Origin of the sequence: Candidatus Pelagibacter sp. HIMB1517 (assembly GCF_052047895.1) — a bacterium.
In the GTDB taxonomy this organism is placed as follows: Bacteria; Pseudomonadota; Alphaproteobacteria; order Pelagibacterales; family Pelagibacteraceae; genus HIMB114.
In genome coordinates, this window is record NZ_JBNAIW010000008.1 from 1 (window position 1) to 26,342 (window position 26,342).

The 26,342-nt window shown below is 29.0% G+C and carries 29 protein-coding genes; 11 read left to right on the forward strand and 18 right to left on the reverse strand.

Annotation, left to right across the window (positions count from 1 at the left end; genetic code table 11):
• The 6 genes from lpxK to ACTTAT_RS04660 all read right to left on the reverse strand — a co-directional run.
• On the reverse strand, positions 1–890 hold an 890-nt coding region (gene lpxK, locus ACTTAT_RS04635), incomplete at its 3' end, for a tetraacyldisaccharide 4'-kinase (protein WP_440679916.1).
• Positions 891–2,120, reverse strand: a complete 1,230-nt coding sequence (locus tag ACTTAT_RS04640) for a 3-deoxy-D-manno-octulosonic acid transferase (protein ID WP_440679917.1) — start codon at positions 2,118–2,120, stop codon at positions 891–893.
• Complete coding sequence (locus tag ACTTAT_RS04645) at positions 2,120–3,853, reverse strand: ABC transporter ATP-binding protein (protein WP_440679918.1); 1,734 nt, start codon at positions 3,851–3,853, stop codon at positions 2,120–2,122. Before ACTTAT_RS04645 ends, ACTTAT_RS04640 begins: the two co-directional genes overlap by 1 nt.
• On the reverse strand, positions 3,854–5,173 hold the full coding sequence (locus tag ACTTAT_RS04650) for a TldD/PmbA family protein (protein ID WP_440679919.1): 1,320 nt from the start codon (positions 5,171–5,173) through the stop codon (positions 3,854–3,856). It abuts the gene before it with no gap.
• On the reverse strand, positions 5,166–6,026 hold the full coding sequence (gene ubiA / locus ACTTAT_RS04655) for a 4-hydroxybenzoate octaprenyltransferase (protein ID WP_440679920.1): 861 nt from the start codon (positions 6,024–6,026) through the stop codon (positions 5,166–5,168). Before ubiA ends, ACTTAT_RS04650 begins: the two co-directional genes overlap by 8 nt.
• 4 nt (positions 6,027–6,030) lie before the next feature.
• Positions 6,031–6,699: a haloacid dehalogenase type II gene (locus ACTTAT_RS04660; protein WP_440679921.1), complete on the reverse strand. Its 669-nt coding sequence runs from the start codon at positions 6,697–6,699 to the stop codon at positions 6,031–6,033.
• 21 nt (positions 6,700–6,720) lie between these two features.
• Between ACTTAT_RS04660 and ACTTAT_RS04665 the strand changes: the two genes are divergently transcribed.
• Positions 6,721–7,425, forward strand: a complete 705-nt coding sequence (locus ACTTAT_RS04665) for an RsmE family RNA methyltransferase (RefSeq protein ID WP_440679922.1) — start codon at positions 6,721–6,723, stop codon at positions 7,423–7,425.
• A gap of 1 nt (position 7,426) precedes the next feature.
• Here the strand turns inward: ACTTAT_RS04665 and tldD are convergent, their stop codons facing one another.
• Positions 7,427–8,845, reverse strand: coding sequence for a metalloprotease TldD (gene tldD, locus ACTTAT_RS04670; protein ID WP_440679923.1), 1,419 nt, complete (start codon positions 8,843–8,845; stop codon positions 7,427–7,429).
• A gap of 71 nt (positions 8,846–8,916) precedes the next feature.
• Here tldD and coxB point away from each other — a divergent pair, with 71 nt between their 5' ends.
• The 7 genes from coxB to thrC all read left to right on the forward strand — a co-directional run bounded on the left by coxB (position 8,917) and on the right by thrC (position 15,726).
• Positions 8,917–9,741, forward strand: a complete 825-nt coding sequence (gene coxB, locus ACTTAT_RS04675) for a cytochrome c oxidase subunit II (RefSeq protein WP_440679924.1) — start codon at positions 8,917–8,919, stop codon at positions 9,739–9,741.
• Positions 9,741–11,348: a cytochrome c oxidase subunit I gene (ctaD, locus tag ACTTAT_RS04680; protein ID WP_440679925.1), complete on the forward strand. Its 1,608-nt coding sequence runs from the start codon at positions 9,741–9,743 to the stop codon at positions 11,346–11,348. Before coxB ends, ctaD begins: the two co-directional genes overlap by 1 nt.
• A 6-nt stretch (positions 11,349–11,354) precedes the next feature.
• Positions 11,355–12,272, forward strand: a complete 918-nt coding sequence (gene cyoE / locus ACTTAT_RS04685; RefSeq protein WP_440679926.1) for a heme o synthase — start codon at positions 11,355–11,357, stop codon at positions 12,270–12,272.
• Between the two features lie 111 nt (positions 12,273–12,383).
• Positions 12,384–12,908 (forward strand): cytochrome c oxidase assembly protein, encoded by a 525-nt coding sequence (locus ACTTAT_RS04690; RefSeq protein WP_440679927.1) that lies wholly within the window; start codon positions 12,384–12,386, stop codon positions 12,906–12,908.
• Positions 12,909–12,916: 8 nt separating this feature from the next.
• Positions 12,917–13,705 carry a cytochrome c oxidase subunit 3 gene (locus ACTTAT_RS04695; protein ID WP_009359827.1) on the forward strand — a complete coding sequence of 263 codons (789 nt, stop codon included), beginning with the start codon at positions 12,917–12,919 and terminating at the stop codon, positions 13,703–13,705.
• A 51-nt stretch (positions 13,706–13,756) separates the two neighbouring features.
• Positions 13,757–14,350 (forward strand): SURF1 family protein, encoded by a 594-nt coding sequence (locus ACTTAT_RS04700; RefSeq protein WP_440679984.1) that lies wholly within the window; start codon positions 13,757–13,759, stop codon positions 14,348–14,350.
• Positions 14,347–15,726: a threonine synthase gene (gene thrC / locus ACTTAT_RS04705; RefSeq protein WP_440679928.1), complete on the forward strand. Its 1,380-nt coding sequence runs from the start codon at positions 14,347–14,349 to the stop codon at positions 15,724–15,726. The genes ACTTAT_RS04700 and thrC overlap by 4 nt, the downstream gene beginning before the upstream one ends.
• Here thrC and rnhA read toward each other — a convergent pair.
• Together rnhA and ACTTAT_RS04715 are read right to left on the reverse strand one after the other, a co-directional pair.
• A complete protein-coding gene (gene rnhA, locus ACTTAT_RS04710; protein WP_440679929.1) occupies positions 15,723–16,142 on the reverse strand; it encodes a ribonuclease HI in 420 nt (139 codons plus the stop codon). The two genes, thrC and rnhA, sit on opposite strands and share 4 nt — an antisense overlap.
• Positions 16,135–17,076 (reverse strand): homoserine kinase, encoded by a 942-nt coding sequence (locus tag ACTTAT_RS04715; RefSeq protein ID WP_440679930.1) that lies wholly within the window; start codon positions 17,074–17,076, stop codon positions 16,135–16,137. The genes rnhA and ACTTAT_RS04715 overlap by 8 nt, the downstream gene beginning before the upstream one ends.
• Positions 17,077–17,122: 46 nt before the next feature.
• On the opposite strand from ACTTAT_RS04715, the gene ACTTAT_RS04720 reads away from it, so the two are divergent.
• Positions 17,123–17,353, forward strand: coding sequence for a CDGSH iron-sulfur domain-containing protein (locus tag ACTTAT_RS04720; RefSeq protein ID WP_040747250.1), 231 nt, complete (start codon positions 17,123–17,125; stop codon positions 17,351–17,353).
• Positions 17,354–17,361: 8 nt separating this feature from the next.
• On the opposite strand, the gene ACTTAT_RS04725 is transcribed toward ACTTAT_RS04720, so the two are convergent.
• Genes ACTTAT_RS04725 through ACTTAT_RS04760 form a run of 8 tightly spaced genes read right to left on the reverse strand, consistent with a single transcriptional unit; the run spans position 17,362 to position 23,147 of the window.
• Positions 17,362–17,853: a F0F1 ATP synthase subunit B family protein gene (locus ACTTAT_RS04725; RefSeq protein ID WP_440679931.1), complete on the reverse strand. Its 492-nt coding sequence runs from the start codon at positions 17,851–17,853 to the stop codon at positions 17,362–17,364.
• Complete coding sequence (locus ACTTAT_RS04730; RefSeq protein WP_440679932.1) at positions 17,854–18,426, reverse strand: F0F1 ATP synthase subunit B family protein; 573 nt, start codon at positions 18,424–18,426, stop codon at positions 17,854–17,856. It lies immediately after the preceding gene.
• A 10-nt stretch (positions 18,427–18,436) separates the two neighbouring features.
• Positions 18,437–18,664, reverse strand: coding sequence for a F0F1 ATP synthase subunit C (locus ACTTAT_RS04735; RefSeq protein WP_009359834.1), 228 nt, complete (start codon positions 18,662–18,664; stop codon positions 18,437–18,439).
• Positions 18,665–18,678: 14 nt separating this feature from the next.
• Entirely contained in the window at positions 18,679–19,410 is a 732-nt protein-coding gene (locus ACTTAT_RS04740) for a F0F1 ATP synthase subunit A (protein ID WP_009359835.1), read from the reverse strand.
• A 5-nt stretch (positions 19,411–19,415) separates the two neighbouring features.
• On the reverse strand, positions 19,416–19,688 hold the full coding sequence (locus tag ACTTAT_RS04745; RefSeq protein ID WP_009359836.1) for an AtpZ/AtpI family protein: 273 nt from the start codon (positions 19,686–19,688) through the stop codon (positions 19,416–19,418).
• 8 nt (positions 19,689–19,696) lie between these two features.
• A complete protein-coding gene (locus ACTTAT_RS04750; RefSeq protein ID WP_440679933.1) occupies positions 19,697–22,126 on the reverse strand; it encodes a chromosome segregation SMC family protein in 2,430 nt (809 codons plus the stop codon).
• 3 nt (positions 22,127–22,129) lie between these two features.
• Positions 22,130–22,714, reverse strand: coding sequence for a DsbA family protein (locus ACTTAT_RS04755; protein WP_440679934.1), 585 nt, complete (start codon positions 22,712–22,714; stop codon positions 22,130–22,132).
• Complete coding sequence (locus ACTTAT_RS04760; protein WP_440679935.1) at positions 22,701–23,147, reverse strand: DciA family protein; 447 nt, start codon at positions 23,145–23,147, stop codon at positions 22,701–22,703. The genes ACTTAT_RS04755 and ACTTAT_RS04760 overlap by 14 nt, the downstream gene beginning before the upstream one ends.
• Before the next feature lie 6 nt (positions 23,148–23,153).
• On the opposite strand from ACTTAT_RS04760, the gene ACTTAT_RS04765 reads away from it, so the two are divergent.
• Complete coding sequence (locus ACTTAT_RS04765; RefSeq protein ID WP_440679936.1) at positions 23,154–24,167, forward strand: hypothetical protein; 1,014 nt, start codon at positions 23,154–23,156, stop codon at positions 24,165–24,167.
• Positions 24,164–25,282 carry an FAD-dependent monooxygenase gene (locus ACTTAT_RS04770; protein ID WP_440679937.1) on the forward strand — a complete coding sequence of 373 codons (1,119 nt, stop codon included), beginning with the start codon at positions 24,164–24,166 and terminating at the stop codon, positions 25,280–25,282. Before ACTTAT_RS04765 ends, ACTTAT_RS04770 begins: the two co-directional genes overlap by 4 nt.
• On the opposite strand, the gene ACTTAT_RS04775 is transcribed toward ACTTAT_RS04770, so the two are convergent.
• Positions 25,277–26,338 carry a site-specific DNA-methyltransferase gene (locus ACTTAT_RS04775; RefSeq protein ID WP_440679939.1) on the reverse strand — a complete coding sequence of 354 codons (1,062 nt, stop codon included), beginning with the start codon at positions 26,336–26,338 and terminating at the stop codon, positions 25,277–25,279. The two genes, ACTTAT_RS04770 and ACTTAT_RS04775, sit on opposite strands and share 6 nt — an antisense overlap.
• Positions 26,339–26,342 lie beyond the last annotated feature (4 nt).

Below are 26,342 nucleotides of genomic sequence, written 5' to 3' on the forward strand. Positions count from 1 at the left end.
TTATTAATAATCAATTTAATTGATGCGGTGTAAATTATTTTTTTATATTTTTCAGGAATACTATTATAGTTTTTATCTGTTGTAATTAATTTTAAATTTTCATTATTTGCTCTATCTAAAAGATTTAATATTTCTTTTTCTGTGAATTTGTGGTGATCTTCAAATTCTGCAATATCTAAAACTTCGATATTATTTTTTTTTAAAATTTCAAAAAAACTATCATTATCACCAATACCACTAAATGCTAAAAACTTTTTATTATAAAATTCCTCGATATTTTTAATTTCATAATATGAATAAAATATTTTGATATTTGGATTATATTTTTTAAGGGTATCATTTATTTTTTCATTTTTTATTCCATTAATTACTGCAATTTTATATTGCCCTATTTCTTTTAATGGCTCTCTTAAAGGACCTGAAGGTAGTATAAGTTCATTTCCAAAACCTGTTTTAGATTTAACGCAAAGAATAGATATATCTTTTTTAAATGAGTAATCTTGCATACCATCATCAATAATGACTGACTCATAACCTTTTGATTCAGCATCTTTTAGACCGTCAACTCTTTTTTGAGGAGTAAATAAATCTTCTCCAATGTTTAAAAGTTTAATTTCATCATAATGTTTTTCTCTAAATTTTTTTAAAATACAGCACCTCTCCTTTTTTTTTAGCTCATCATATATTTTTTTTACCAAAGGAGTTTTTCCTGTGCCACCAAGGTAAAGGTTTCCAACGCAAATTGTTTTTATTTTTAATTTAGAATTAAAAATTGAATTAACTTTGTTGAATTTAATTAATAAAAAATAAATTAAGGAAAAAGGTAATAACAGTAAAGTAAAAGGGTGGATTTTGCTTTTCCAAAAATAGGGTATTTTAGTTCCAAACATTTAATGAATATAATTGTCTAGAAATTTTATAGTTTTTTTAAAAATCTTTTCACTAAATTCTTTATAATCTGAGCCAGCGTTATCTAAAATAGTTTTATTATTATATAAATATGCCAACAATTCTTTCTCAAGTTCAGATTGGTCATTTACAATTTTTGCAATTTTTTTATAAATTAGTACCTCATATATTTCTTTAAAGTTAAAGATATTGTTGCCGCTAAATATTTTGCAACCATACTTTGCAGGCTCTATTGGATTTTGACCACCATGATTAATAAAAGAGCCGCCCATAAAAACAATTTTTACTTTGTTAAAAATATCATCTGCAATACCAAATCTATCAACAACAACTATTCCACTAAAGTTATCTATTTTGTTGTTTGAAGAAATTTTTTGACAAACTATATTTTGCCTCTGAATTTTATTAACTATATTGTCTATATCATTTAAGTGTCTCGGAATTAAAAAAGTTAAAAAGTTTTTTTCACTGGAACTTATATTTTTGTGAGTTTTAATAATATGATCAACTTCACTATTATGAATACTCATAGCTGCCCAAGCTTTGAATGTATTATTTATTTCTATTATATTCGGTGTATTGGTATTAATATTTGTATATTTAATATTGCCAATAAATTTATATTTTTCAAAATTAAAAAATTTTAACATTTCAGCAACCTCTTGACTCTGAGGTAAAATAAAATCAAATTTGTTAAGAATTTTCCTAAAATTAGGTTTTAAAAATTTCCATTTTTTAAAAGAGTTTTTCGAAATTCTTGCATTGAGCAAAATGATTTTACATTTTTTAGAGGTCTGAAATATCATATTTGGCCAAATTTCAGATTCTACAAATACTGAAAATTTTGGTTTCCAAAATTTCAAGAAACGATAAATAATTATAGGACTATCAATAGGAGCGTACTGATGAAAAGTATTTTCATTTTTTAGATTTCTCTCAAAATAATTTGCAGAACTGGTAGTAACACTTGTTATTAATAAATTAATTTTTTTATTTTTTTGATAATGCTTAATCAAGGCATGGATTGACTTGATTTCTCCAAGACTAGCTACGTGAAACCAAATTATATTAGGTTTAGAATTTATACTTGAGTATCCAAGTTTTTCTATAAAACGTAATTTATCTTCTTTTTTTTTTATAACTCTAATTTTTAAAAAAATTTTTAAAAATGGATGAGTAATTAAGGTAAATAATTTATAAAAAAAAAACATCAATTTAAGGTTTGTTGATCACAAAGCTTTTTATAAATTCCATTTTGTAAAATTAGATCTTCATGTGATCCTTGTTCGGCAATAATTCCTTTATCAATAACATAAATTAAGTCAGCATTTTTTATAGTTGATAATCGATGAGCTATGGTAATTGTGGTCTTATTTTGAGATAAATTATTCATTGCTTCTTGAACTATTTTTTCAGACTCGGTATCTAAAGCAGAAGTTGCTTCATCCAACAAAATTATTGAAGAATTTTTAAGTATTGCTCTTGCAATTGATATTCTTTGTTTTTGTCCACCAGAGAGTTTTATTCCATTTTCGCCAACTAAAGTATTATATCCGTCATTCATTTCTTCAATAAACTTATCGCAATTTGCCTTTTCACATGCGGATTTAATTTCATCATCAGTTGCCAAGGGGTTACCAAATAATAAATTATTTTTAATTGTATCATCGAATAAAATAATTTCCTGAGAAACTAGCGCTATTTCTTTTCGTAAACTTTTAATTGTAATGTTTTTAATATCTTGCTGATCTATAGAGATATACCCTTCTTTTGGATCATAAAACCTAGGTATTAAGTTTAGTATTGTTGATTTACCGCCACCACTAGGCCCAACCAAGGCAACTTTTGTTTTCCCTTTGATCAAAAGTGAAATCGAGTTTAGTACGTTCGGACCGTTTTTATATTGCATAGAGACGTTTTTAAATTCGATATCTCCATTTTTAATATTCAAATCTTTTGCATTGTCATTGTCTTTAATAAGTACCTGTTCATCAAGAATTTTATAAATTCTTGTAGCAGCAGCAAAACCCTCGTTAAGACCTACATTAATACCTGCTAAAGCTCTTACTGGTTGATAAGCTAACATCAATGCTGTTAGAAAAGAAAAAAAAGCTCCCACTTCCAGGTCACCAGCTATACTTCTGTAACCACCAGCAAATACGACTAAAGCAACAGCAATTCCAGTAATAGTCTCCATCATTGGACCAGTTCCAAGTCTTGTTTTTTCTACTTTTGAACTTTTATTAATCCAGTTTTTTATTATTTGTGAGAGTTTTGACATTTCATTATTTTCTCTTTGAAAAATTTTTATCAAAGTTACAGATTTTAAAGTTTCGGATAAATATTTTGTAAATTGCTCATTAGCTTCAAGTGCCCCATAAACCGCTTTACCCATTCGTTTACCTAATTTTTTTGATATTAATGCTGCTAAAGGAATTAAAATAAGGGCAAGCAAACTTAGATAGATATCTTTACTAATCATTAGGGAGACAAGAAAAATTAAGCTTATTAATTCTTTAATAGAAGATAATCCTATTGTTTGAGTAATATTTTGTAATCGATGAGTATCTTCTGTAAAATTAGATATGAATTTTCCAGAATGATTATCATTAACATAAGATAAGTCAGCACCTAGTATTTTTTCAGCTAAGTTTTTTTGTATACTTTCTTTTACTTTGAAAGAGATATTAACTGATTGAATTCTTGTAAAATATAATGAAATAGATTTTGCAACAAAAGCAATTACTATAAGGGCTGGAATTATAAATAACATTTTATTATCTTTTTCTATAAAAATTTTTTTAATTGCCGGATCTAATAACCAAGCTACTGCTGCTGTTGCTGCACCGTTAATGACCATAAATATAAAAATTACACCAAGATCTGGAAGATACTTTTTTATTTGTGTTTTATAAATTCTTTTTGCTAATTGAATTTTATTCATCTATTTTCCTGCGATTGTCATTTGTTCGATAAATAGTGAAGGGGAATTTATTGATGTTTTAAAATCAAGATCATTAAGCGGAAGAGTCATTTTAAACATATCATTTAAGTTGCTAGCAATTGTTACTTCATTTACCGGATATGTTATTTCTCCATTTTCAATCATTAAACCTGAGGCTCCAACACTATAATTTCCATTAGTAACATCGCCAGCTCTTCCTATAAGCTCCAATACAAAAAAGGCTTTTTTTTGCTCAGATATAATTTTTTTTAAGTCGGTATTTCCGTTTTCAATATAAAGATTCGTTAAACCTCCACATCTTCCATTATTCTTCATTTTTAAAATTTTAGAATTGTAGGTATCAAGTAATAGATTTATAAATTTTCCATTTTTGACCAAATTAATTTTTTGATTTTTAACACCCTCTGAGTCAAAACATTGCGATCCAAGACCTCTTTTAATTAATGGGTCATCAATTATATTTATTTCTTTTGAAAAAATTTCACGTCCCAAAGATTCTTTTAAAAACGATATGCCCCTGGCAAAAGAAGATCCAGTGACTGCTGATGCGAAAGTCGATAGTAGTGATTTTGCAACTCTTTTATCAAAAATAACTGGCAATTTTCCAGAGTCTATTTTTTTTGCACCAAGTCTTTTGCACGCCTTTTCTGCAGCTAATTTTCCTACCTCTTTGGCTTTACTTAAATTATCAGAAAAGCGATTTACTGACATTTCATAATCTCTTTCCATTTGACCATTTTTCTCCGCAAGTGCTTCGCAAAAGACTGAGTAAGATGAGGTAGAATACCCTTCACAAAATCCTATGCTATTTGCAAAAATAAAATTAGATTTATTTTCGGAAAACGAAGATCCATTTGAGTTTTTTATTTCTGGAAATGAAAACATTTCATTTTCCATTTCTTTTAAATAGTTCTTTTTAAAATCATTAGATAGATCTTTTTCATCATAAAGATTTAAATCTTGAACTTTATTCTCCAATTCATTTTTATCTGGCAAACCTGCGTACTCATCTTCGGGAGAAATTTTAGTACATTCAATACATCTCTCTATGAGTTGATTGAGATTTTTTTCATTAAAATTAGAAGTTGAAACATTAGATTTTTTCTTACCAATATAAGTTGTTAATCCTAGAGATAGGACTTCTGAACGATCAGAGTGTTCGAGTTTTTTATTTCTAAAATTTATACTTTCTGAAATATTATTACTTAAACCAACTTCAACATCAGTAGCACCTAATTCTTTAGATTTACTTATACATTTTTGCGCTAGATCTGCGAGATTATCTTTGGATTTAAGCATGCTTTAAAACAAGTATTTGAATTATAAAAATAGACAACCCATAATAATTATTTAGTTTAAAAAGACTTAAATTTTTACTGTTATTATTAGTCTTAACCGACTTGATTTGAAATATCAAAAGAGACATTGGTATCAGGTAAAAAATAAACTCGTGCTTAAACAAACCTATGATCTGAAGGTTTGCAATAATTAATATTATAAAACTTAATGAATAAACCAAGGTCAAAAAAAACTTAATATTTTTTTTAAATTTTATTGCAGTTGATTTAACTCCAATTTTTAAATCATCTTCCAAATCTTGCATTCCATAAATAGTGTCGTACCCCAAGGTCCATAAGATTGCTGATAAATAAAAAAGAATGATTTCAAAATTAATTTTTTCAAAAAATACTAGATAACTTAAAATTATACCCCAGTTAAAAACAATACCTAAAAAAAGTTGGGGCCAGTAGGTTATTCGTTTCATAAAAGGATAACATATAATTAGTAATCCAGATGCTAAGCCAAATAAGATTGCATTTAAATTAAACTGAAAAAGTATAGCTAATGAAAGAGAGCATAAAGCAATAATTAAAATCCAGGCATTTATTAGAGATATTTTATTAGAAGCAATTGGTCTTGATTTTGTTCTATCTACTTTTTGATCAATTTTTCTATCAACAATATCATTATAAACACAACCAGCACTTCTCATTAAAACGGAACCAATAAAAAATAATAATAAGTATAAAAACCATTCATTATCCATAGGTCTTTTATTTAAGGCAATTGCAAACCCCCACGAGCATGGCCAGAATAAAAGCATAAAACCAATTGGCTTATCAAGTCGCATCAAAAGTAAATAATTTTTCATTTTTTTAAAAAAGTTTGGAGAGTTCAGATAGATCTTTAATAATTTTATTAGGTTGATAATTAAGTCTATCAAATTCTTTTCCAAATCGATCAACCCAACATGTTTGAAAACCGTATACTCCTCCGCCTACAACATCCCAGGTATTTGAGCTCATAAAGTAAACTTCACTTGGCGCGCATTTATATTTTTTTATTACCATTTCATAAACTTTAGGATTTGGTTTATAAACTTTTATTTCATCAACTGATAAAATATCATCAAATAAATTTTTCACCTTAGCGTGATTTACTAACTCATTAAGAAGAGCGGGGGAGCCATTGGATAAAATGCAGGTTTTAATTTTTTTTTCTCTTAAATATTTTAAACAATTTGATAACTCAGGATAAGCATTTAATTTTTTATATAGATCTAATAATTGATTTTTAAATTTAATATCAATTTTGTGCGTCCGCATTGCAAAGTCTAAAGAGTCTTCTGTGATTTTCCAAAAATCAACGTATTTTTTCATTAATGATCTTAGCCATGTATATTCAAGTTGCACAGTTCTCCAAGTAGAAGAAAAAGAAAGCCAATTTTGTCCAATCTCATCAGATAATTTTTGAGCTGCAGAATTAATGTCAAAGCATGTTCCATAGGCATCAAAAGCACAAACTTTAATATTTTCAATTTTCATAATGAGATATAAATTGATTTAATGACTAAAATTAGATTATTTTTCAATGAATCTCTAGAAGAAAAAAAATCAATTAATATTATTGGTGATGATTATCATTATCTTTCAAATGTAATGAGATGTGAAGTTGGTTCTGATATTTTTCTTTTTAATGATAAAAATGGTGAATATTTATGCAGCGTTATTGAAAAAAATAAAAAAAAATTAATTTTAGAAGTTACTCAAAAAGCAGAGTATGAAAAAATCCAAAATAATATTAATTTAATTTTCTGCCCTCCAAAATCACACAAACTTGATACTTTAATACAAAAATGTACTGAAATAGGAGTTAAAAGTTTTATACCTGTGATCTCTGATCACACAGAAAATCGCAAGTTAAATTTAAATAGAATTAGAAAGATTATTAAAGAAGCGGTAGAGCAGTCTAATCAGCTTAACATTCCACATATATTTGATCCCATAAGTTTTGATCAATTTTTAAATCAACAAAAAGACAAAGTATTTTTTGCTGATATACAGTCAGATATTAATCTTTCGAAATTAAAAATTGATTTAAAAGAAAATAATTCAATTTTAATTGGACCAGAGGGTGACTTTTCATCAAAGGAATTAAAGACTTTAAGATCAAACAATAATTTTATAAGTTTTTCTTTAGGAAAAAGAATTTTAAGAAGTGAAACTGCTGCTATTGCTTCTTTAGTTTTGCTTAACAACTTTTTTAACTAAACTAGATACTTGTTCCGCCAACAGTAATTTGATCAACCAAGATCGATGGCTGTCCAACTCCAACAGGCACCCATTGACCAGCTTTGCCACAAGTTCCAATACCAGGATCAAGTTTCATATCATTTCCAACCATTGAAACTTTAGTTAAAATATCTGGACCATTACCAATCAAAGTAACACCTTTTAATGGAGCTCCAATCTTTCCATTATTAATTTCATAAGCTTCAGTGCATGAAAATACAAATTTACCATTTGTTATATCTACCTGACCCCCACCAAACGAAACCGCATAAATACCTTTATCTACACTTTTAATCATTTCATCTTGAGTATGATTTCCATTAATCATGAATGTATTGGTCATTCTAGGCATTGGTGCATATTCAAAGCTTTCTCTTCTGCCATTTCCAGTTGGTTCAACTTTCATTAGTTTTGCATTCATTCGGTCTTGCATGAAATTTTTTAATATACCATTTTCAATTAAAACATTTCTTGATGTTGGAGTACCTTCGTCATCAATTGTTAATGATCCTCTTCGACTTGCAATTGTTCCATCATCAACAACAGTTACATTTTCATGTGCAATTTTTTGCCCAACCAAATTATGAAATGCAGATGTTTTTTTTCTATTAAAATCTCCTTCAAGACCGTGCCCGATAGCTTCATGTAAGATGATGCCTGGCCAGCCTGGGCCTAAAACAACTTTCATTTCACCTGCGGGAGCTGGTTTGCTATCTAAATTGACCTCAGCTTGTCTAATTGCTTCATCGCAAATATTCTTCCAGTTATCGCTGCCAAGATAATTTTCATAATCCATTCTGCCACCGGTACCATAAGATCCTGTTTCTTTTTTTCCATTTCTTTCCATCATCACAGAAACATTAAATCTGACTAATGGTCTTTGATCTTTGTAAACTTGGTTGTCAGATTTTATAATTTCTACAGATTGGTGTTCGCCAAAAAAAGATGCTGTCACTTGTTTTATATTTGGATTTTTTTGTCTTACATAATCATCTATTTTTCTTAAAAGCTCCACTTTTTCCTTAAAAGGTTTATTTTCAATTGGATCTTTATCTTCGTACAATTTTACATTTGTTCTTTTCGGGTTACTTTGTTTTTGAACTTTGTTTGAACCATTTTTCATGTTTGAAACCAAGTTTTGAGAAGCATCATTTAGAGATTTTTTAGATATAATATTAGAGTGACAAAATGCAGTTTTGTCGTCTTGGACTGCCCTAAAACCAAAACCTAAACTTGAGTCGAAACTTGTATTTTTAATCTTACCATCATCCAGTACGAGAGACTCACTTTTAGAATTTTCTAAGAATAGTTCACCATCATCACAGCTGTTTAAAGTCTCTGATACAACTTGCTCAGCCTGCTGTTGAGAAATGTCAGAATTGTTAAAAAAGTCGCTCATATATTAGTGTTTTGTCAAAGTGTCGCAAAGTACAATTTAGATGTTTTTGCTATAAAAGCAAAATCAAAATCATGAAAAAACTGTATTCTTTATTTTTTATTTTCACATCTTTTTCTGCGCAGGCAGCGCAGCCCAAAGATTGGCAATTAGGTTTTCAGCCTGCGGTAACATCCATAATGCAAGACATAACTTGGATGCACAACTACATCTTATTACCAGTAATTATTGGAATAAGCGTATTTGTTTTATTCTTAATGTTATATTTAATGGTAAAATTTAGAGAGTCTAAAAATCCAACTCCATCTAAATCAACTCACAATGTTATGTTAGAAGTCTTATGGACTGTTATTCCATGTCTAATATTAGTCGTCATTGCAGTACCATCTTTTAAATTACTTTATAAAGAAGAAACTATTCCAAAAGCTGACGTAACTTTAAAAGCCATAGGTTATCAATGGTACTGGGGTTATGAGTATCCAGATGAAAAAATTGCTTTTGAATCTGTGATGATTGAAGATAAAGATTTAAAACCAGGTCAGCCAAGATTATTGGCAACAGATACAAAAATTGTAGTTCCGGTAAATAAAGTTGTGAAAGTTCTAATTACATCTGCCGATGTAAATCACGCGTGGGCTATGCCAGCCTTTGGAGTAAAACGTGATGCAATAAAGGGAAGAATAAATGAGACTTGGTTTAAGGCAGAGAAAGAAGGTGTTTATTATGGTCAGTGTTCTGAGCTTTGCGGGATTAAGCATGCGTTCATGCCAATAGAACTTCATGTTGTTTCAGAAGATAAGTATGCCTCTTGGCTAGTTGAGGCAAAAAAGAAATATGCAATGGAAGATGATAATAATTCTAGAATTGTAAAAAAGAATAAAATTAAGGAGAAAATGTAATGTCAACATATACTGCATCTGCAGATCATGCGCATGATCACAACCCTACAGGTTGGAGAAGATGGTTACTATCAACAAACCATAAAGATATCGGAACACTTTATTTGTGGTTCGCATTAATTGCTGGAGTTATTGGTTTTGCATTTTCAGTAATTATTCGTGCTGAGTTAATGTATCCAGGTGATGGAATTTTAGGTGGCAATTATCACTTGTATAATGTTTTGGTTACTGGTCATGGCTTATTAATGATTTTCTTCATGGTAATGCCAGCAATGATTGGTGGATTTGGAAATTGGTTTGTTCCAATTCAAATTGGTGCACCAGACATGGCTTTTCCTAGAATGAATAATATTTCTTTCTGGTTATTACCTACAGCTCTTATTCTTTTAATAGCTTCACTATTTGTTGAAGGCCCTCCAGGTCAAACTGGTGTTGGAGGAGGTTGGACAATTTACCCTCCGCTTTCTACAACAGCTCAACCAGGTCCTGCGATGGATTTAGCGATATTAAGTTTACACGTGGCTGGTGCTTCTTCAATTTTGGGAGCAATTAATTTCATTACTACAATATTTAACATGAGAGCTCCTGGGATGACTTTACACAAAATGCCATTGTTCGTATGGTCAATGCTAATTACGGCATTCTTATTATTACTTGCTGTCCCAGTATTAGCTGGCGGTATAACAATGTTATTAACTGATAGAAATTTTGGGACTGCTTTCTTTAATCCTGAAGGCGGTGGAGATCCAATTTTATTCCAACATTTATTTTGGTTTTTTGGTCATCCAGAAGTTTACATTTTAATTCTACCGGGCTTTGGAATGATCAGTCACATTGTGTCTACCTTTTCAAAAAAACCTGTTTTTGGATACTTAGGAATGGCTTATGCGATGGTCTCAATTGGTTTTGTAGGTTTTATCGTTTGGGCTCACCACATGTACACTGTGGGTATGGGTGCAGACACTCGAGCTTATTTCACTTTTGCAACTATGGTCATTGCAGTTCCTACAGGAATTAAAGTATTTTCATGGATAGCTACAATGTGGGGAGGTTCAATTAGATTTGATACTCCTATGCTTTGGGCTTTAGGCTTTATCTTTTTATTTACGGTTGGCGGAGTTACTGGAGTAGTTTTAGCTAATGCAGGTGTAGATACTGCGCTACATGATACTTATTATGTTGTTGCACATTTCCATTATGTGCTCTCGTTAGGTGCGGTATTCTCAATTTTTGCAGGTTTTTATTATTGGTTCGGTAAAATGTCAGGTTACGAAATTTCACCATTTTTAGGAAAGCTTCATTTTTGGTTAACTTTTATCTCAGTTAATTTAGTATTTTTCCCACAACACTTTCTAGGCTTAGCAGGAATGCCAAGAAGATATGCAGATTATCCTGATGCTTATGCGGGGTGGAATTATATTTCATCACTAGGATCTATGCTTTCAGTAGTAAGTTTAGCCGTATTTTTTGCTGCAGTTATTCACGCGTTTATGAGAAAGAAAGCTGTGGAAGCAAATTATTGGGGTGAAGGTGCAACAACATTAGAGTGGACTTTATCTTCTCCACCGCCTTTCCATCAATTTAACGAGTTACCTAAAATTAAATAACTTGAAGTGTCTGCGAGAACAACTGAATTAAACAATACTACAGTAAGTTTCTCGCAGATTTTTATTTCCTTTTATGAGCTAATGAAACCAAGAGTGATGTCACTCGTGATTTTTACAGCTTTAGTCGGATTAGTTATTGCGCCAGTAAAAGTTAATTTTTTAAATTCAGTTATTTCTCTTTTCTTTGTGGCAATTGGTGCTGGTGCGGCTGGTGCATTAAATATGTGGTACGAGTCTGATACTGATAAGTTAATGAGCAGAACTTGCCTTAGGCCTTTACCATTAGGTAAGTTAAAGCAAGACCATGCCTTATGGTTTGGCTTATCAATGTCAATTTTATCAATAATTGGACTTTATTCTTTTTCTAATTTTTTATCTGCTTTAGTGTTAACAATTACAATCGGTTTTTATTTTTTTGTTTATACAGTTTGGCTTAAAAGAAAAACTCCTCAAAATATTGTCATAGGTGGAGCAGCTGGTGCTTTCCCACCAGTTATTGGATGGACTATCGCAACGAATAGTATTTCAATTGAACCAGTTATTTTATTTTTAATTATTTTTTTATGGACCCCATCTCATTTTTGGGCGTTAAGCCTATATAAAAATGAAGATTACAAAAATGCAGGCATTCCAATGCTACCAGTTGTAGCTGGAGAAAATTATACAAAAAAAAATATTCTAATTTATTCAGTTCTTTTATTTCCATTTACAATTTTGCCATACTTTTTAGGTTTTGCAGGAATAATAAATTTGATTACCGCAGTAGGTTTTGGGTTTTATTATATTTATTTATCATACAAACTTTTTAAAGAAGTTGATAAAAAAATTTATGACAAGATAGCTACAAAAATTTTTGTTTTTTCAATTTTTTACTTATTCTTTATATTTTCAACAATCTTAATTGATAATTACCTCGGAATTTAAATGGATAAAAAAACTAAGAAAAAAAATTATATCACTCTTGGAATATTAGTTGTGATTATGATTTTCTTGTTTTTTATTACAATTTATCAAATTGGCGTTTCACTAAAATAAGTGTCTAAAACCTTTAAAATCAATCCTAAATACTTAGTAGTATTAGTTATAGGGATGATAGGTTTATCTTTCGCTTCAGTTCCGCTTTATGATCTATTTTGTAGAGTTACAGGTTTTGGTGGAACTACTCAAAAGACTAATAAAGAGTCAAAGGTCGTTTTGGATAAGAAAATTAAAATAAGATTTGATGCGAATACCAGCCCTGATTTATCTTTTAATTTTAAACCCGCTAAAAATTTGAGTGAAGTTAAAATAGGAGAAGTTGATACTATTAAATTTTTAGTTGAGAATCAGCAATCTGAACCAGAAAAGGTGATATCAACTTTTAATACCAGTCCCCCAATTGTTGGTAAGTATTTTCAAAAATTGCAGTGTTTTTGTTTTGAAAAACAAACAATAAAACCCAATGAAATTAAAGAATTTACAGTCGCATATTATGTAGACCCAAAAATTGTAGAAGACCCAGCGACGAAAGGGACCAGTGAGATAACTTTATCTTACAGTCTATTTAAAGTAAAAGATTGAGAATTATTATGGCAGCTGAAAAAAAACATGATTATCATTTAGTTGACCCAAGTCCTTGGCCAATTTTCTGTTCCTTCGCAGCTTTAATTTTAGCAGTTGGTGCGGTTTACTATTTTACATCTAAAAATTTATGGTTGGTTTATGTAGGGGCAGCAGTAACGCTATACGGTATGTTCATGTGGTTTAGAGATGTCATTAATGAGGCCGAGCATAATGGAGATCACACTCCAGTTGTTCAAATTGGCATGAGGTATGGAATGATACTTTTCATTGTTTCTGAAGTCATGTTTTTTGTAGCATGGTTCTGGGCGTATTTTGATGCAAGTCTTTACCCTGATGCAGTTGGCGGGTCAGTATGGCCTCCAAAAGGAATTGAAACATTGGACCCATGGCATATCCCTTTAATTAACACATTAATTTTATTATTATCTGGAACCACTGTAACTTGGGCTCATCACGCTCTATTAGAAAATGACAGAAAGAGTTTAAAACAAGGTTTAATTTTAACAGTTATACTAGGTGCAATATTTACAATGTTCCAAGCGTATGAATATGTGGTTGCGCCATTTAATCTATCATCAGGAATTTACGGAGCTACATTTTATATGGCGACAGGCTTCCATGGATTTCATGTGTTAGTTGGAACATTATTTTTATTGGTATGTTTATTCAGAGTAAATGCTGGACATTATAAACCAGATCATCACTTTGGATTTGAAGCAGCTGCATGGTATTGGCATTTTGTTGATGTTGTATGGCTATTTTTATTTGCTGCAGTCTACATTTGGGGCAGTTAAAATTTTCTGAAGTCAAAATTTTTTAATTTATTTACTTATTTTATAATTCTCATACTCTTTTCACTTGGGTCTTGGCAAGTTTACAGGCTTCAATGGAAAAATGAACTAATATCAGAAATATCAAAGTCATACTTAAAGCCATCTAAAAATTTTAGTTCTAATTCAGAATTATACTCAAAAGTTCAAATTACAGGAAAGATTCTTCATGAACCCATATTTGTTTACTCGCTGGGATCAAAAGGTAGTTATGGGTACGATGTATATTTGCCGATTGAAACTGTAGGTACAATTGTATTATCTAAGGCAGGCTGGTCACCAAAAAAATTTAAATTAGCTAAAAAGGACTTCGAGGACGTCAAAGTTTTTGATGCTATTTTATTAAAACCAAAAAGAAAAAATGCATTTACTCCTGATAATTCCACTGAACTTATTTTCTTTTTGGATATGTCATTACTTGAGTTAAATTATAAAAAAAAACTATTTCCTCTAATTGCAGAAAATAATTCAAATCTTTTAAAAGAGTATAATCTAAAAAAAACAGAGAAAATTAAATTACCAAATAATCATTTGCAATATGCTTTAACATGGTACAGTTTATGTTTTGTGATAATTATAGCATTCTTAGTTTACAGAAAAAAAATATGAAATATTTTAGTACTAGAGATAAAATCTTAGATTTAACATTTAAAGAAATATTCTTTAAAGGTCTTTCGCAAGATGGAGGTTTATTTTTACCAAAAAATATTCCAGTTATCTCATCTTCAGATTTAAAAAGGTTTAGCAATTATAATTTTCAAGAAATGAGCTATCAAATATTTAGCTTATTTGTAGGTGATACATTTTCTCAAGATGAATTAAGATCTATAATTGATAAAGCATACGCAACTTTCCGAAATGATAATATTGTAGACATCAAAAAGCTCGATCACATCTCTTTTGTCCAGCTTCATCACGGACCAACATTGGCATTTAAAGATATTGCCATGCAAGTTTTAGGACAAATGTATGAGTTTCTTTTAAAGGAGACAAATCAAAAAATTAATCTTGTTACTGCAACATCTGGAGACACAGGAGCAGCAGCTATTGATGCAATTCAAAATAAAAAAAATATTAATATTTTTGTTTTACATCCGGATAATAGAATTTCTGAGGTTCAAAGAAAACTCATGACTACCTATGATGCAAACAATGTTTTTAATATAGCAATCAAAGGTAGTTTTGATGATTGTCAAAAAATCGTTAAGGACATGTTTGTCGATAAAGAATTTTCAAATCATATTAATATGTCTGGTGTAAACTCTATAAATTGGGCACGTATTATTGCGCAAATAGTTTATTATTTTTATATTTTTTACAAATGTAACAAAAAAGACTCTATTGTAGTTTCAGTTCCCACAGGGAATTTTGGAGATGTTTACGCAGGATATGTAGCAAAACAGATGGGCTTAAACATAAAAAATCTAATTGTTGCAACAAATCAGAATAATATTTTAGAACGCTGTATTAAAAGTGGTGAATATAAGCCTTTAGAAGTTGTTGGATCTATATCTCCTAGTATGGATATTCAAGTTGCTAGTAATTTTGAGAGAATTTTATTTTATTTATGTAAACAAAATTCTGATGAACTAAGTAATTTAATGAATGATTTAAAAACTAAAGGATTTTTTAATCTTTCACAAACTCAGTTAAAAAATTTACAAAAGGATTTTTCAGCAAGTAGCTGCAGCGAAGATGAAACTCTTGAGATTATAAGAGATATTTATAACAAACATAAATATATTATTGATCCTCATACTGCGACTGCTGTCAAACCACTAAATCAAGAAAATTATAAAGATTATGAGTGTTTTTGTTTTGAGACCGCACACCCATCAAAATTTCCGCTTGCAATTAATAAAGCTATTAATAAATTTCCTAATTTACCTAATGAATTCAATGGGATCGATAACAAAATAGAAAAATTTGATATTCTAGATAATAATATAAATACTGTTAAAGAATATATTTTAAAAAAAATTTAATTCTCAACTTCAGATCTAGCTAACTCATCTGCCATATTATTATATTGATTATTGGCATGTCCCTTTACCCAATTCCACTGTACATTCTTTTCAGAATTTAATTGATCTAATTCATTCCAAAGATCTTTATTTTTTACATCTTGTTTGTTTGCTGTTTTCCAGCCGTTTTTTTTCCAATTCGAGATCCATTTCTCAATACCATCTTTAGTATATTTTGAATCTGTATAAATTTCTAAATCTTTACCTTTAACGTATTTGAGAGCAGATATCACAGCAGTTAGTTCCATTCTGTTATTTGTAGTATTATCTTTCGAGCCAGAAATTTTCTCAATTTTTTCACCATCTAAGATTATAGCGGCCCAACCTCCACGACCAGGATTTCCAGAACACGCTCCATCAGTATAAATTTTAATCATATAAAGTTTTATGTAAATTCTTATAAAAATAATCCATTTTAATTAAATATTCGCGTGGATCTTTTTTGCTAACCTCTGCATTTTTGGGTGTATTTTTTAAATCATATAATCTTGTTACAAAAAATCGAATAGCTGCACCAAGACATAGTATATTAAGTGATCTTAATTCTTTATTACTTATTTTTTTGATAGACAGGTATCCTTGTAAAAGTTTTTTTATTTTTAATTTATTAATATTATTTTGATTAAAACAGAATGCATTAATACATACCGCAAGTTCATATAAATAAGGACTGTTACATGAAAAATAAAAATCTATAAAACCAGAAAATTTATCATTTTTGAAAAAAATATTATCCGGAAATAGATCTGCATGTATTATCCCACTAGAAAGTTTTCTCGGTTTATATTGTTTATATATTTTTAGATACTTTTTTAATTTTTTTGAATAATTAGGGTAATTTTTTTCAGTTTTATTAAATATTTTTACCCATTCACTATAACCAAGAGTATTTTTTCTTTTAAGTTTTATCCGTGATGAAATTTGATGAAATTTTGCAATTTGTTTTCCTACATTTAAACAGTTTTTGTATGAAAGTTTTCTTTTTGACTTTCCATCTAGAAAAGACACAATAATTGCTGGTTTATTATTAATTTGAAAGATTGTTCTATTATTTTTATTTCTAATAGGTTTTGGGCATTTAATTTTTTTTTTGTTTAGTACATCCATTAAATTAACAAAGAATGGTACATCTTGTTTACGAACACGCTTTTCGAAAATCGTAAGTATTAATTTTTGTTTTGATGTTTTGATAAAGTAATTAGTATTTTCTATTCCTTCTTTGATGCCATGAAATTTTTCTAATTTACCGATATCATAATTATGAATGATTTTTTTTATGTCGATTAATTTTAATTTTGTAAATACAGCCATTTTTTATTTTACATTTTTAAATTTTAGCATAGGTATGTATAGACTTATGGATAAAAAAGTTAAACAACCGATTCAAGTAAATCTTGATAAAGATCGTGTATATTTTTGGTGCACCTGTGGGCTATCAGACAAACAACCAATGTGTGATGGATCACACAAAGGTAAGTCAGAAAAAAAATCTCAAAGTTTTAGAGTTGAAGAGACGAAGGAGTATTATCTTTGTACATGTAAATTAACAAACAACCCACCATATTGTGATGGTTCACATAATTCTTAAAAATATTATTAATTAATATTTTTCAATTTTTCTATAGATTGTTTAACTTTAGAAAGATTAATTTCTTCTTGTTTTTTACTATCTAAATTTTCAGTTAAAACTTTTTCGACAGTTTCAAGAGCAACCTTTGTTGCCACTTTTTTTACTTGATTAATTGCATCATTTTTAGCTTGTTCAATTTTATTTTGAGCTGCTTTTTCCTTATTTTCTAAAGAAATCTTCATTTTTTCTAACGAAGCTGAAATTTCATCGTCACTTATTTTTTGAGCTTTAGCCAAAATATTTGAATTTTCTTCATCAGATTTTTCTAATTTACTTTTTGCCTCACTTAGAAGTTTTTCACTATTTGATTTCAACTCCTCTGCTTCATTAATTTTATTTTTTAATTCATTTATTTTATTATCAATTTGTCCCAATACAATTTGTGGAACTTTTTTAAAGACTAAAAGAAGCACAAAAAGAAAAAATGCGATAGCTACCCAAAAGCTTGCATCAAACATTTAATTTAATTCTCCCATTTTCTTTTTGCTGATATCTTCAATCTTTTTAATAATAATATTTTGATCAATTTCATCAATAAGTGAAAGCTCTTTAAGTAATTCCCCAGATACTTGACTTGCAATCGTTTGCACATCTTTAATTGAATTAGATTTAAAACTTTGTATTTCTTTTTCAGCTTTCTCAGCAAGTTCTGAAATGTTTTTATCTAATTCGTTCTTTTTTTTATCAAACTCAGCATTTAATTTTTTTCTTCCGTTAGTGATAATTTCTTGAGCTTCTTTTTTTGAATTAGAAATTAATTCTTTGTATTCATTATTTAATTTTTCAGTTTGCTCAGCTAGAGTTTTTGCTTCATCTACCAGATCACTTACGTAATCATTTCTTTGTTCAATACTTTCAGAAAGTCTTGGAAAAACTATTTTAGATATAACAATATACAGGCCTCCAAATGTTACAATTAACCAAAAAATTTGAGGCACCCAACTATTTGGATCAAGTTGGGGCATTCCACCACTTTCAGCAGCAAAAGCTGCTGAAGAGGCAAAAATTGAAAATATTAAAACCCTTAACATTAAAAATTATTTAAAATGCAAATAAGATAATTAATGCAACAACTAATCCAAATAATCCTGTGGCTTCTGCTAATGCGAAACCAAGTAATAAATTTGGAAATTGTTTTTGAGCCGCTGATGGATTTCTAATTGCTGCAGAAAGGTAATTACCAAAAATAGTACCAATACCCACACCTGCTCCAGCTAAAGCTATCGCTGCAAGTCCTGCTCCAATTAATTTTGCTGCTGCTACTTCCATTTTTTCCTCCTTTGTTAATGATGTAAATTAAGCGCATCATTTAAATAGATGCATGTTAAAATTGCAAAAACATACGCTTGAAGAAAAGCAACAAGTATCTCCAAGCCAGTTAATGCAACAGAAAAACCTAATGGCAACCAACCACCTACTAAACCTAAACTAATCACAAAACCACCAAATACCTTCATCATAGTATGACCAGCCATCATGTTTGCAAAAAGTCTTACTGATAAACTTACAGGTCTACTTAGGTAAGATATCACTTCAATTACAACTATAATTGGAAGCAATACTACCGGTACTCCCGAAGGTACAAATAATTTTAAATATCCAAAGCCATGTTTAACAAAACCTATAATTGTAACACCTATAAAAATAAAAATTGCTAGTGCAAAAGTTACAATAATGTGACTTGTAACTGTGAACGAGTAGGGGATCATTCCAATCATGTTACAAAATAATACAAAAAGAAATAAAGTTAAAATAAATGGAAAATAAGGTCTCGCCTTACTGCCTGCAGTTTCAGAAATCATTTTTGCTACAAACTCGTAGGCCATTTCAGCTAACAACTGTAGCCTTGATGGTACTAATGATTTTTTTTGTGTCGCAAATATAAATAATAAAGAAATTGTAGCTACTGTTATTACCATAAATAAACTTGCATTACTGAACGAGATATCAAAGTTTCCTATTTCTATCTTTGGGCCAATGGTTTTGACCTCGAACTGATTCATTGGATTTGCCATAAAATTTAGTCTTTATTAATCATTTTAGAAGATCGCACAACATTAAATATGCCTGCAACTGATCCGATAATAAAAAAAATTATTATAAAAACTGGCGTAGTTTCAAGCCATTTATCAACATAAAATCCTATGAAGCTTGCGACAAAAACAGCAGCAACAAACTCCGTACCCATTTTCATTGCAATCCCAAGAGGACTAGCATTTTTTTCTTTGATTTCTTTTTCTTTTAACTCTGATTGAATTTCTTTAACTTTGTCTTTTAATTCTTTGAGTTCCATTAATTAATTTATGCTACTAATTCTTCAGCCTTATCTAAATTAACAGCAACTAACTGGCTTACACCTCTTTCGGCCATAGTAACTCCGTATAATCTATTCATTTTTGACATGGTAAGCGCATGGTGTGTTATGATTACAAATTTTGTATCTGTAAGTCTTGTAAGTTCTTCTACCAATCCATTGAACCTAGTGACGTTAGCGTCATCTAGAGGTGCATCGACTTCATCCAAGACACATATTGGAGCAGGATTAATCAAAAATACGGCAAAAATTAATGCAAGTGCTGTTAAAGCTTGCTCACCTCCAGATAATAGTGTGATTGATTGAAGTTTTTTACCAGGTGGACTGACCAAAAGTTCAAGACCTGCTTCTAGAGGATCATCGGACTCTATTAATTCTAATCTTGCATTTCCACCTGCAAATAACTTTGTATATACATCATTAAATTTTCTATTAACTTTTTCAAAAGCATCTAACAATCTTTCACGTCCTTTTTGGTTTAAATCATTGATACTTGACTTAAGTTTTTGAAGTCCATGAACTAAATCTTTTCTGTCATTCATCATTTTATCTATTTTATCCTGTAGTTCTTTAGTTTCGTTGTCTGCTCTCAAATTTACTGCACCCATTGACTCTCTACTCTTTTTTAGAATGTCCAAATGATTTTGGGCATCTTCTATTGATAATTGATTTAGATTTTCAATTTTTGAAAAGTCAGCAATGCCATTTAAATCTATGTTAAAATCAATTAAACTTTTTTGCTGCAATTCTTTGAGTTTAGATCTTAAACCTTCAATAATTGTTTGTGATCGCACTCTAAACTCAGTTTTTTGCAGTGTACTTTCGTTAATTTTTTTTAAAGCTAAATTTAACTCATTAATTTTATTTTCTTTAATAATGAGATTTGACTTTATACCCTCAATATCCTCTTCTATATTTTTAATATTCTGTTGATACGATCCTCTTTTTTCTGCAATTTGTCTTGGTTTATCCTCTTCTTTTTCTAATCCATTTTCTAAAGAGTTAACTTTTTCTTTAAGCTCACTTAGTTTATTTGTTGAATTTTCTTTTAAATCTCTCCAGTTTTGAATTTCTTTATCAATATTATTTAGCCTTTCTTTTCTTTTGATTGCTTCTTGCTTTACTAAATCATATTTACCAAATCTTGATGCATATTTTTCCTGTTGATTTTCAATATTTTCAAATTCTTTGTTAAATTCTTGTTGAATAGCATCTTCATTGATTTCCTCTTTATTTTTAACAATATTAATTAGTTTATTAAAAAAACTTTTAAGAGCTTCTTTTGCTTTGTTTAGTTGATTTAAAGAATCCTTGTAATCGTCTGTTGCTGCTTTCTCAATTTCATAATAATTTTTTTCAACTTCAGCAATATCATTCCTTTCTTTAATAAGCCTCTCTTCATTATTGGTTGAATTTGCTATGATTTCTTTTTCTCTGCTAATATCCGAATAAGTTAATTTTATATCTTTTTTTATTTTTTCAATTTCAATTTTGACTCTTTCCTCATCTTTATTGATTTGATCAAATTCAATTTTTAATTTTTGCAAATTTGAGCTTAACTCATTTGATTTAATATTTATTGGTTGTATTTCAGCTTTAAGTTTTTCAATTTCATTCTCATTAAAGTTTTTTTCAATGTTTACAGCGCTTATTTCGTCTTCAAATTCATTTAGCTTATCTTTGTTTTCTTCAATTTCTTTTTCAACTTGGATAGAATTTAAAAGTATAATAGCTGCTTCATATCTTCTAATTTCATCTGAAATTTCTTTATATTTTGATGCCTCTTCTGCTTGCTTGACTAAATTCTTAAGTTGGTTTTCTGTTTGCTTCATTAAATCGTCAGCTTTTTTTAAATTATTCTCAGCTGCATTTAATCTTAGCTCTGCTTCATGTCTTCTGGCGTGTAATCCCGCAATACCTGCCGCTTCTTCTAATATTGCTCTTCGATCAGTCGGTTTTGCAGTTATTAAAGCTCCGACACGCCCCTGACTAACCATTGATGGAGAATGTGGTCCAGTAGATAGGTCGGCAAAAACAATTTGAACATCTTTGGCTCTAACTTCTTTACCGTTAATATAATATTTTGAGCCTTTATCTTTTTCTAACTTTCTTTTTATTTCTATTTCTGGAATGCCTTTAAATTGTACAACATCATCGTTATTTTCAAGTTTTATAGAAACTTCACAAATATTTTTTGACGGTCTATTAGATGTCCCATTAAAAATAACATCTTCCATTCCAGATCCTCTCAAACTTTTAGCAGAAGTTTCACCCATTACCCATCTAAGAGCTTCAACAACATTTGACTTACCGCAACCATTTGGTCCAACTATTCCAGTGAGACCTTTTTCAAAATAGAAATTGGTTTTATCAGCAAATGATTTAAATCCAGAGACTTCTATTTCTTTAAATTTCATTTATTAAAGTAACTTATCTATATATTTTTCAAGTTCTTTCGTGGAACCTTTAAATTTTTTTTCATTTATAATTAAAGTTGGTGTAGAGTCTATTTCATATTTTGATTGTGCTTTTATACGACTTTGCAAAACAGCATCTTCATTCTTTTTATTTTTTAAACAATCTTGAAAATCTTTCCCTTGCAGCCCGAGTTTACTGGTTATTTTTTCAATGTTTGATTCTAACTCCTTTAGAGTTTTTGCAGTTGTCCATTGTGGTTGCGTTTTATAAATTTCATCTAAATAGGATTTTTGCGTCTCTAAAGGTAGACATTTTTGAATTTGAGCAGCTTTTAAACCAGATAAATCTAAAGGAAAGTCCATTAGCTTAATCAGTACTTTCTCACTTAATACATATTTTTCTAATAATTTTGGCATAACATTTAAATGAAAATCTGCACAGTGAGGGCAGGTAAGAGATGAAAAAACTTTTATAACTATTTTAGGTTCTGGATCTAATTTACCATAATACGGAAAGTCATCCTTAGCATTTGCTGACATTGCAAAAAATGTAACAAAGATACATATTAATATTTTATTTTTTATCATTACTAAAATTTTTAAGTTTATTTTTTAACTCTTCATCATTTAATGAACCTATCAAATTTTCCATTTTTTTGTTTAATTTTAAACCCTTTTTGACACCTTGTGGACTCTTGTTTTCTTTAATGTTTATCAAAATTTTACTTGCAAACTTAAACCCTAAAAAAGAGTTAACCTTTTCTATAATCTCGTCTCTAGAGTAATCAACATCGATAAGATAGTTTCTATCTACTTTTAAAAAAATAGAATTTTCACTATTATATTTTTGAACTTTAACTAATTCACACTTTTTGGATAGATTTTCACCAACTATTTTTTTCCAAGATTTTTTAAGATTTTCATAATTACTTGTGGGGTGGTTTTTAATTAATTTCTTCAAATTTTCTGGTAATAAAGTGTGAATAGGTTTTAAAGTACTAAAAGATCTATTTTTTTTCATTTTGTTATGCACTCATCAATATCAAAAAAAATTTTAGCTTGGTATCAAAAATATCAAAGAGATTTACCTTGGAGAAAATATAAAAATCAAAAAGATAGGCATTATAAAGTTTTACTTAGTGAATTCATGCTGCAGCAGACTCAGGTAAAAACGGCATTGCCTTTTTTTAACAACTTCTACAAGAAAATTAATTCTTTGGAAAAACTTTCTAAAACAAGTCAGGCAAAAGTAAATAAATTATGGCAAGGTTTAGGTTATTATAGACGAGCAAAATTTTTATTAGAAACATCAAAGATTATAAAAAAAAAATATAATTATAAACTTCCAAGCCAATATGAAGATTTGATAGCTTTACCTGGTATCGGAGACTATACCGCAAAAGCAATATTATCAATTGCGTTTGACAAAAATGAAATTGGAATGGATGGGAATGTAGAAAGAGTTGTTACTAGAATTTTTAATATTTCCGGTAAAAAAAAAATTTTAAAGTATGTTGAGAGATTAAAAGTTGAAAAAAAATCCAGTTTTTTAATGCAAGGTTTAATGGAGCTTGGTGCACTAATTTGCAAACCAAAATTACCGCTATGTAGTGATTGCTTTTTAAATAAAAATTGTAAATATTCATCAAATAAAAAATTTAATCTAGATAAGAAAGTAAAAGCAGAAAAAAAAATAAAAAAATTTATAGCTATTATTTTTCGTAAAAATAAAAAAATATTGTTGAGACACGAAAAAAATCTTGGTCCATTAAAGGAGTTTTTGAATGTGCCTTTGGTTCCCGAGATATCACAAGAGGGTCGTAATTATAAAAAAATTCTAAAGAAAAATAAAAATTATCAAAATCTTGGCATATTAAATATATCTATATCAAATTTTAAGGCAGAAATATTATGTCTTGAAACAAAGAAAATGATAAAAGTTAATCGTCCATATTATTTTATGAATGCTACAGAGCTAAAAAGTAAATTTATTTCCAGCTTTTTAAAAAAAATATTAAAAAAGATTAAATTTATAAAATGAAAAAAGTAGCTATAGTTGGAGCGGGAATTTCAGGGTTAGTACTAGCATCATTTTTAAAGAAAAATGACAACTGTCAAATTACAATTTTTGAAAAAGATATAATCAATAATAAAAATATAAATGGAATTCAAATCTCACCAAATGCCTTACACATTTTAAATAGTTTGGATTTTGATCGACTCGATCAAACTAAATTTTATTCAGTTAAAGGAATTAATTTTTTTGATATTTTCGAAAAAGAAAAAATTGCCTCAATGAAATTTAATTATTTAAATTCAAATCAATATTTAACTATGAATAGATCAGATTTAATTGACTTTTTAATTAAAAACTATTCTTTAGAAAAAAATATAATTAATAAAAGTGTATCCGAAATCATTCATAATAGAGTCATTTTGAAAGATAAATCTGATTTCGAATTTGATATTATTGTTGTTGCTGACGGTATATTTTCAAAATTAAGGCCTGCATATGTAAGACCATTATACTCTGGTTTCTGCGCGTATAGAGGTTTTTTTTCTAATTCTGTACAGGAGGAATATATCAATCTTTTAATGGGTAAAAATTTTCATTTGGTAGTTTATCCAATAGATCAAATGAAAAATAATTCGTTCACTCTAGTTTCAAAAACAAAAAAAAATCCTGATGATGATAATTATAATAATTTAGCTACAAACTTTAATGAAATGTTTCAGGATCTGCTACCAGAAAGATTTAAAAAAGTTTGTATTTGTGAAAATATAAAATCGTGGCCAATTTACTCATTAAATAAAATATTTTATGGAAATGATAACACTTTTTTTATTGGCGACTCTGCTCATGGATTTATTCCATCTAGAGCACAAGGAGCTGCACAGGCTATAGAAGATTCATTTGCTTTGTATAAAATTATTTCGAGCAAGAATTTATCAGTTAGACGGTTTTCTAAATTAAGAGTGGATAGGGTAAAAAAAATTAAAGAAAAATCTGAAAATAATTTATTTATTTTTCATCAAAGTTTATTGATTAACAGATTAATAAGAAATTTTATTATTAGAATAATTTGCAAATATAAATTTTTGACAAAAAAATTTAACTCTTTTATATTTGATTATAAAATTGAAAGAAATCTATAAAGAACTTCTAATTTTTTTTCTTAAATAATCAATCGGCTCAAGCTTACCTTCAATATTGAAATGCCAGTATGACCATCCATTGCAAGACGGCATTCCCTGAATTTCAGCGCCAACTTTATGAATAGACCCTTGAATTTTGTTGCAATATATTGAACCATCCGACATTACCTTTGCTTTGTATCTCTTTTTTAAATCAAATAAGTTTAAACCAGGTTCTACGATACCCGTCTCTACCAAGTATCCAAAAGGAATTCTTTTTTCTTTCTTTTTATTCGTCATAGGAATATTGAAATTTTCATCGACCTCTTTAATTCTTTTAATTCTTTGTTCAGCTGCCTTGAAATATTTTTTATCTTTTTCTATACCTATAAAGTTTCTTCCTAATTTTTTTGCTACTGCTCCAGTTGTTCCAGTTCCCATGAAAGGATCTAAAATAATGTCATTTTTGTTACTTGCACAAAGTAATACTCGATAGAGAAGAGCTTCTGGCTTTTGAGTTGAATGAATCTTTTTATTTTTAGATGTTATTCTCTCTGATCCATTACATATTGGAATATCCCAATCAGACCTTAGTTGTTTATCTTCATTAAAAGTTTTCATTGAATGATAGTTGAAAGTATACTTTGATTTTTCAGATTTTGCTGCCCATATTAATGTTTCATGGGCATTTGTGAGTCTAGTACCTTTAAAATTAGGCATCGGATTTCTTTTGTTCCAAATGACATCGTTTAAAATCCAATAGCTATTATCTTGTATTAATTTTCCAACTCTAAAAATATTATGATAACTACCTATGACCCAAATAGATCCATTTTTTTTTAAAATTCTTTTGCATTCTTTCAACCAACTATTTGTAAAATCATCATATGTTTTAAAAGAATCAAATTTATCCCAGTAGTCATTTACTGCAGATACTTTAGAAGCATCAGGTCTGAAAAGTTTATTTTTTAACTGAAGATTATATGGAGGATCAGCAAAAATTAAATCTACACTTTCAGATTCGATTTCTTTAAGCTTATCCAAACAATCTTGATTATATAATTCTGCAAAAGTCATATTT

Coding starts and splice junctions, on each gene's coding strand:
- ubiA (WP_440679920.1), bottom strand. CDS start 6,026: ATGAAAAATTATTTACTTTTGATGCGACTTGATAAGCCAATTGGTTTT.
- ACTTAT_RS04640 (WP_440679917.1), bottom strand. CDS start 2,120: ATGTTTTTTTTTTATAAATTATTTACCTTAATTACTCATCCATTTTTA.
- ACTTAT_RS04650 (WP_440679919.1), bottom strand. CDS start 5,173: ATGCTTAAATCCAAAGATAATCTCGCAGATCTAGCGCAAAAATGTATA.
- ACTTAT_RS04715 (WP_440679930.1), bottom strand. CDS start 17,076: ATGGCTGTATTTACAAAATTAAAATTAATCGACATAAAAAAAATCATT.
- ACTTAT_RS04755 (WP_440679934.1), bottom strand. CDS start 22,714: ATGATAAAAAATAAAATATTAATATGTATCTTTGTTACATTTTTTGCA.
- ACTTAT_RS04750 (WP_440679933.1), bottom strand. CDS start 22,126: ATGAAATTTAAAGAAATAGAAGTCTCTGGATTTAAATCATTTGCTGAT.
- ACTTAT_RS04645 (WP_440679918.1), bottom strand. CDS start 3,853: ATGAATAAAATTCAATTAGCAAAAAGAATTTATAAAACACAAATAAAA.
- rnhA (WP_440679929.1), bottom strand. CDS start 16,142: ATGATTAAAATTTATACTGATGGAGCGTGTTCTGGAAATCCTGGTCGT.
- ACTTAT_RS04775 (WP_440679939.1), bottom strand. CDS start 26,338: ATGACTTTTGCAGAATTATATAATCAAGATTGTTTGGATAAGCTTAAA.
- ACTTAT_RS04770 (WP_440679937.1), top strand. CDS start 24,164: ATGAAAAAAGTAGCTATAGTTGGAGCGGGAATTTCAGGGTTAGTACTA.
- ACTTAT_RS04730 (WP_440679932.1), bottom strand. CDS start 18,426: ATGTTAAGGGTTTTAATATTTTCAATTTTTGCCTCTTCAGCAGCTTTT.
- ACTTAT_RS04765 (WP_440679936.1), top strand. CDS start 23,154: ATGCACTCATCAATATCAAAAAAAATTTTAGCTTGGTATCAAAAATAT.
- ACTTAT_RS04660 (WP_440679921.1), bottom strand. CDS start 6,699: ATGAAAATTGAAAATATTAAAGTTTGTGCTTTTGATGCCTATGGAACA.
- ACTTAT_RS04665 (WP_440679922.1), top strand. CDS start 6,721: ATGACTAAAATTAGATTATTTTTCAATGAATCTCTAGAAGAAAAAAAA.
- ACTTAT_RS04725 (WP_440679931.1), bottom strand. CDS start 17,853: ATGTTTGATGCAAGCTTTTGGGTAGCTATCGCATTTTTTCTTTTTGTG.
- coxB (WP_440679924.1), top strand. CDS start 8,917: ATGAAAAAACTGTATTCTTTATTTTTTATTTTCACATCTTTTTCTGCG.
- tldD (WP_440679923.1), bottom strand. CDS start 8,845: ATGAGCGACTTTTTTAACAATTCTGACATTTCTCAACAGCAGGCTGAG.
- ACTTAT_RS04760 (WP_440679935.1), bottom strand. CDS start 23,147: ATGAAAAAAAATAGATCTTTTAGTACTTTAAAACCTATTCACACTTTA.
- thrC (WP_440679928.1), top strand. CDS start 14,347: ATGAAATATTTTAGTACTAGAGATAAAATCTTAGATTTAACATTTAAA.
- ACTTAT_RS04720 (WP_040747250.1), top strand. CDS start 17,123: ATGGATAAAAAAGTTAAACAACCGATTCAAGTAAATCTTGATAAAGAT.
- ctaD (WP_440679925.1), top strand. CDS start 9,741: ATGTCAACATATACTGCATCTGCAGATCATGCGCATGATCACAACCCT.
- ACTTAT_RS04695 (WP_009359827.1), top strand. CDS start 12,917: ATGGCAGCTGAAAAAAAACATGATTATCATTTAGTTGACCCAAGTCCT.
- ACTTAT_RS04745 (WP_009359836.1), bottom strand. CDS start 19,688: ATGGAACTCAAAGAATTAAAAGACAAAGTTAAAGAAATTCAATCAGAG.
- ACTTAT_RS04740 (WP_009359835.1), bottom strand. CDS start 19,410: ATGGCAAATCCAATGAATCAGTTCGAGGTCAAAACCATTGGCCCAAAG.
- ACTTAT_RS04735 (WP_009359834.1), bottom strand. CDS start 18,664: ATGGAAGTAGCAGCAGCAAAATTAATTGGAGCAGGACTTGCAGCGATA.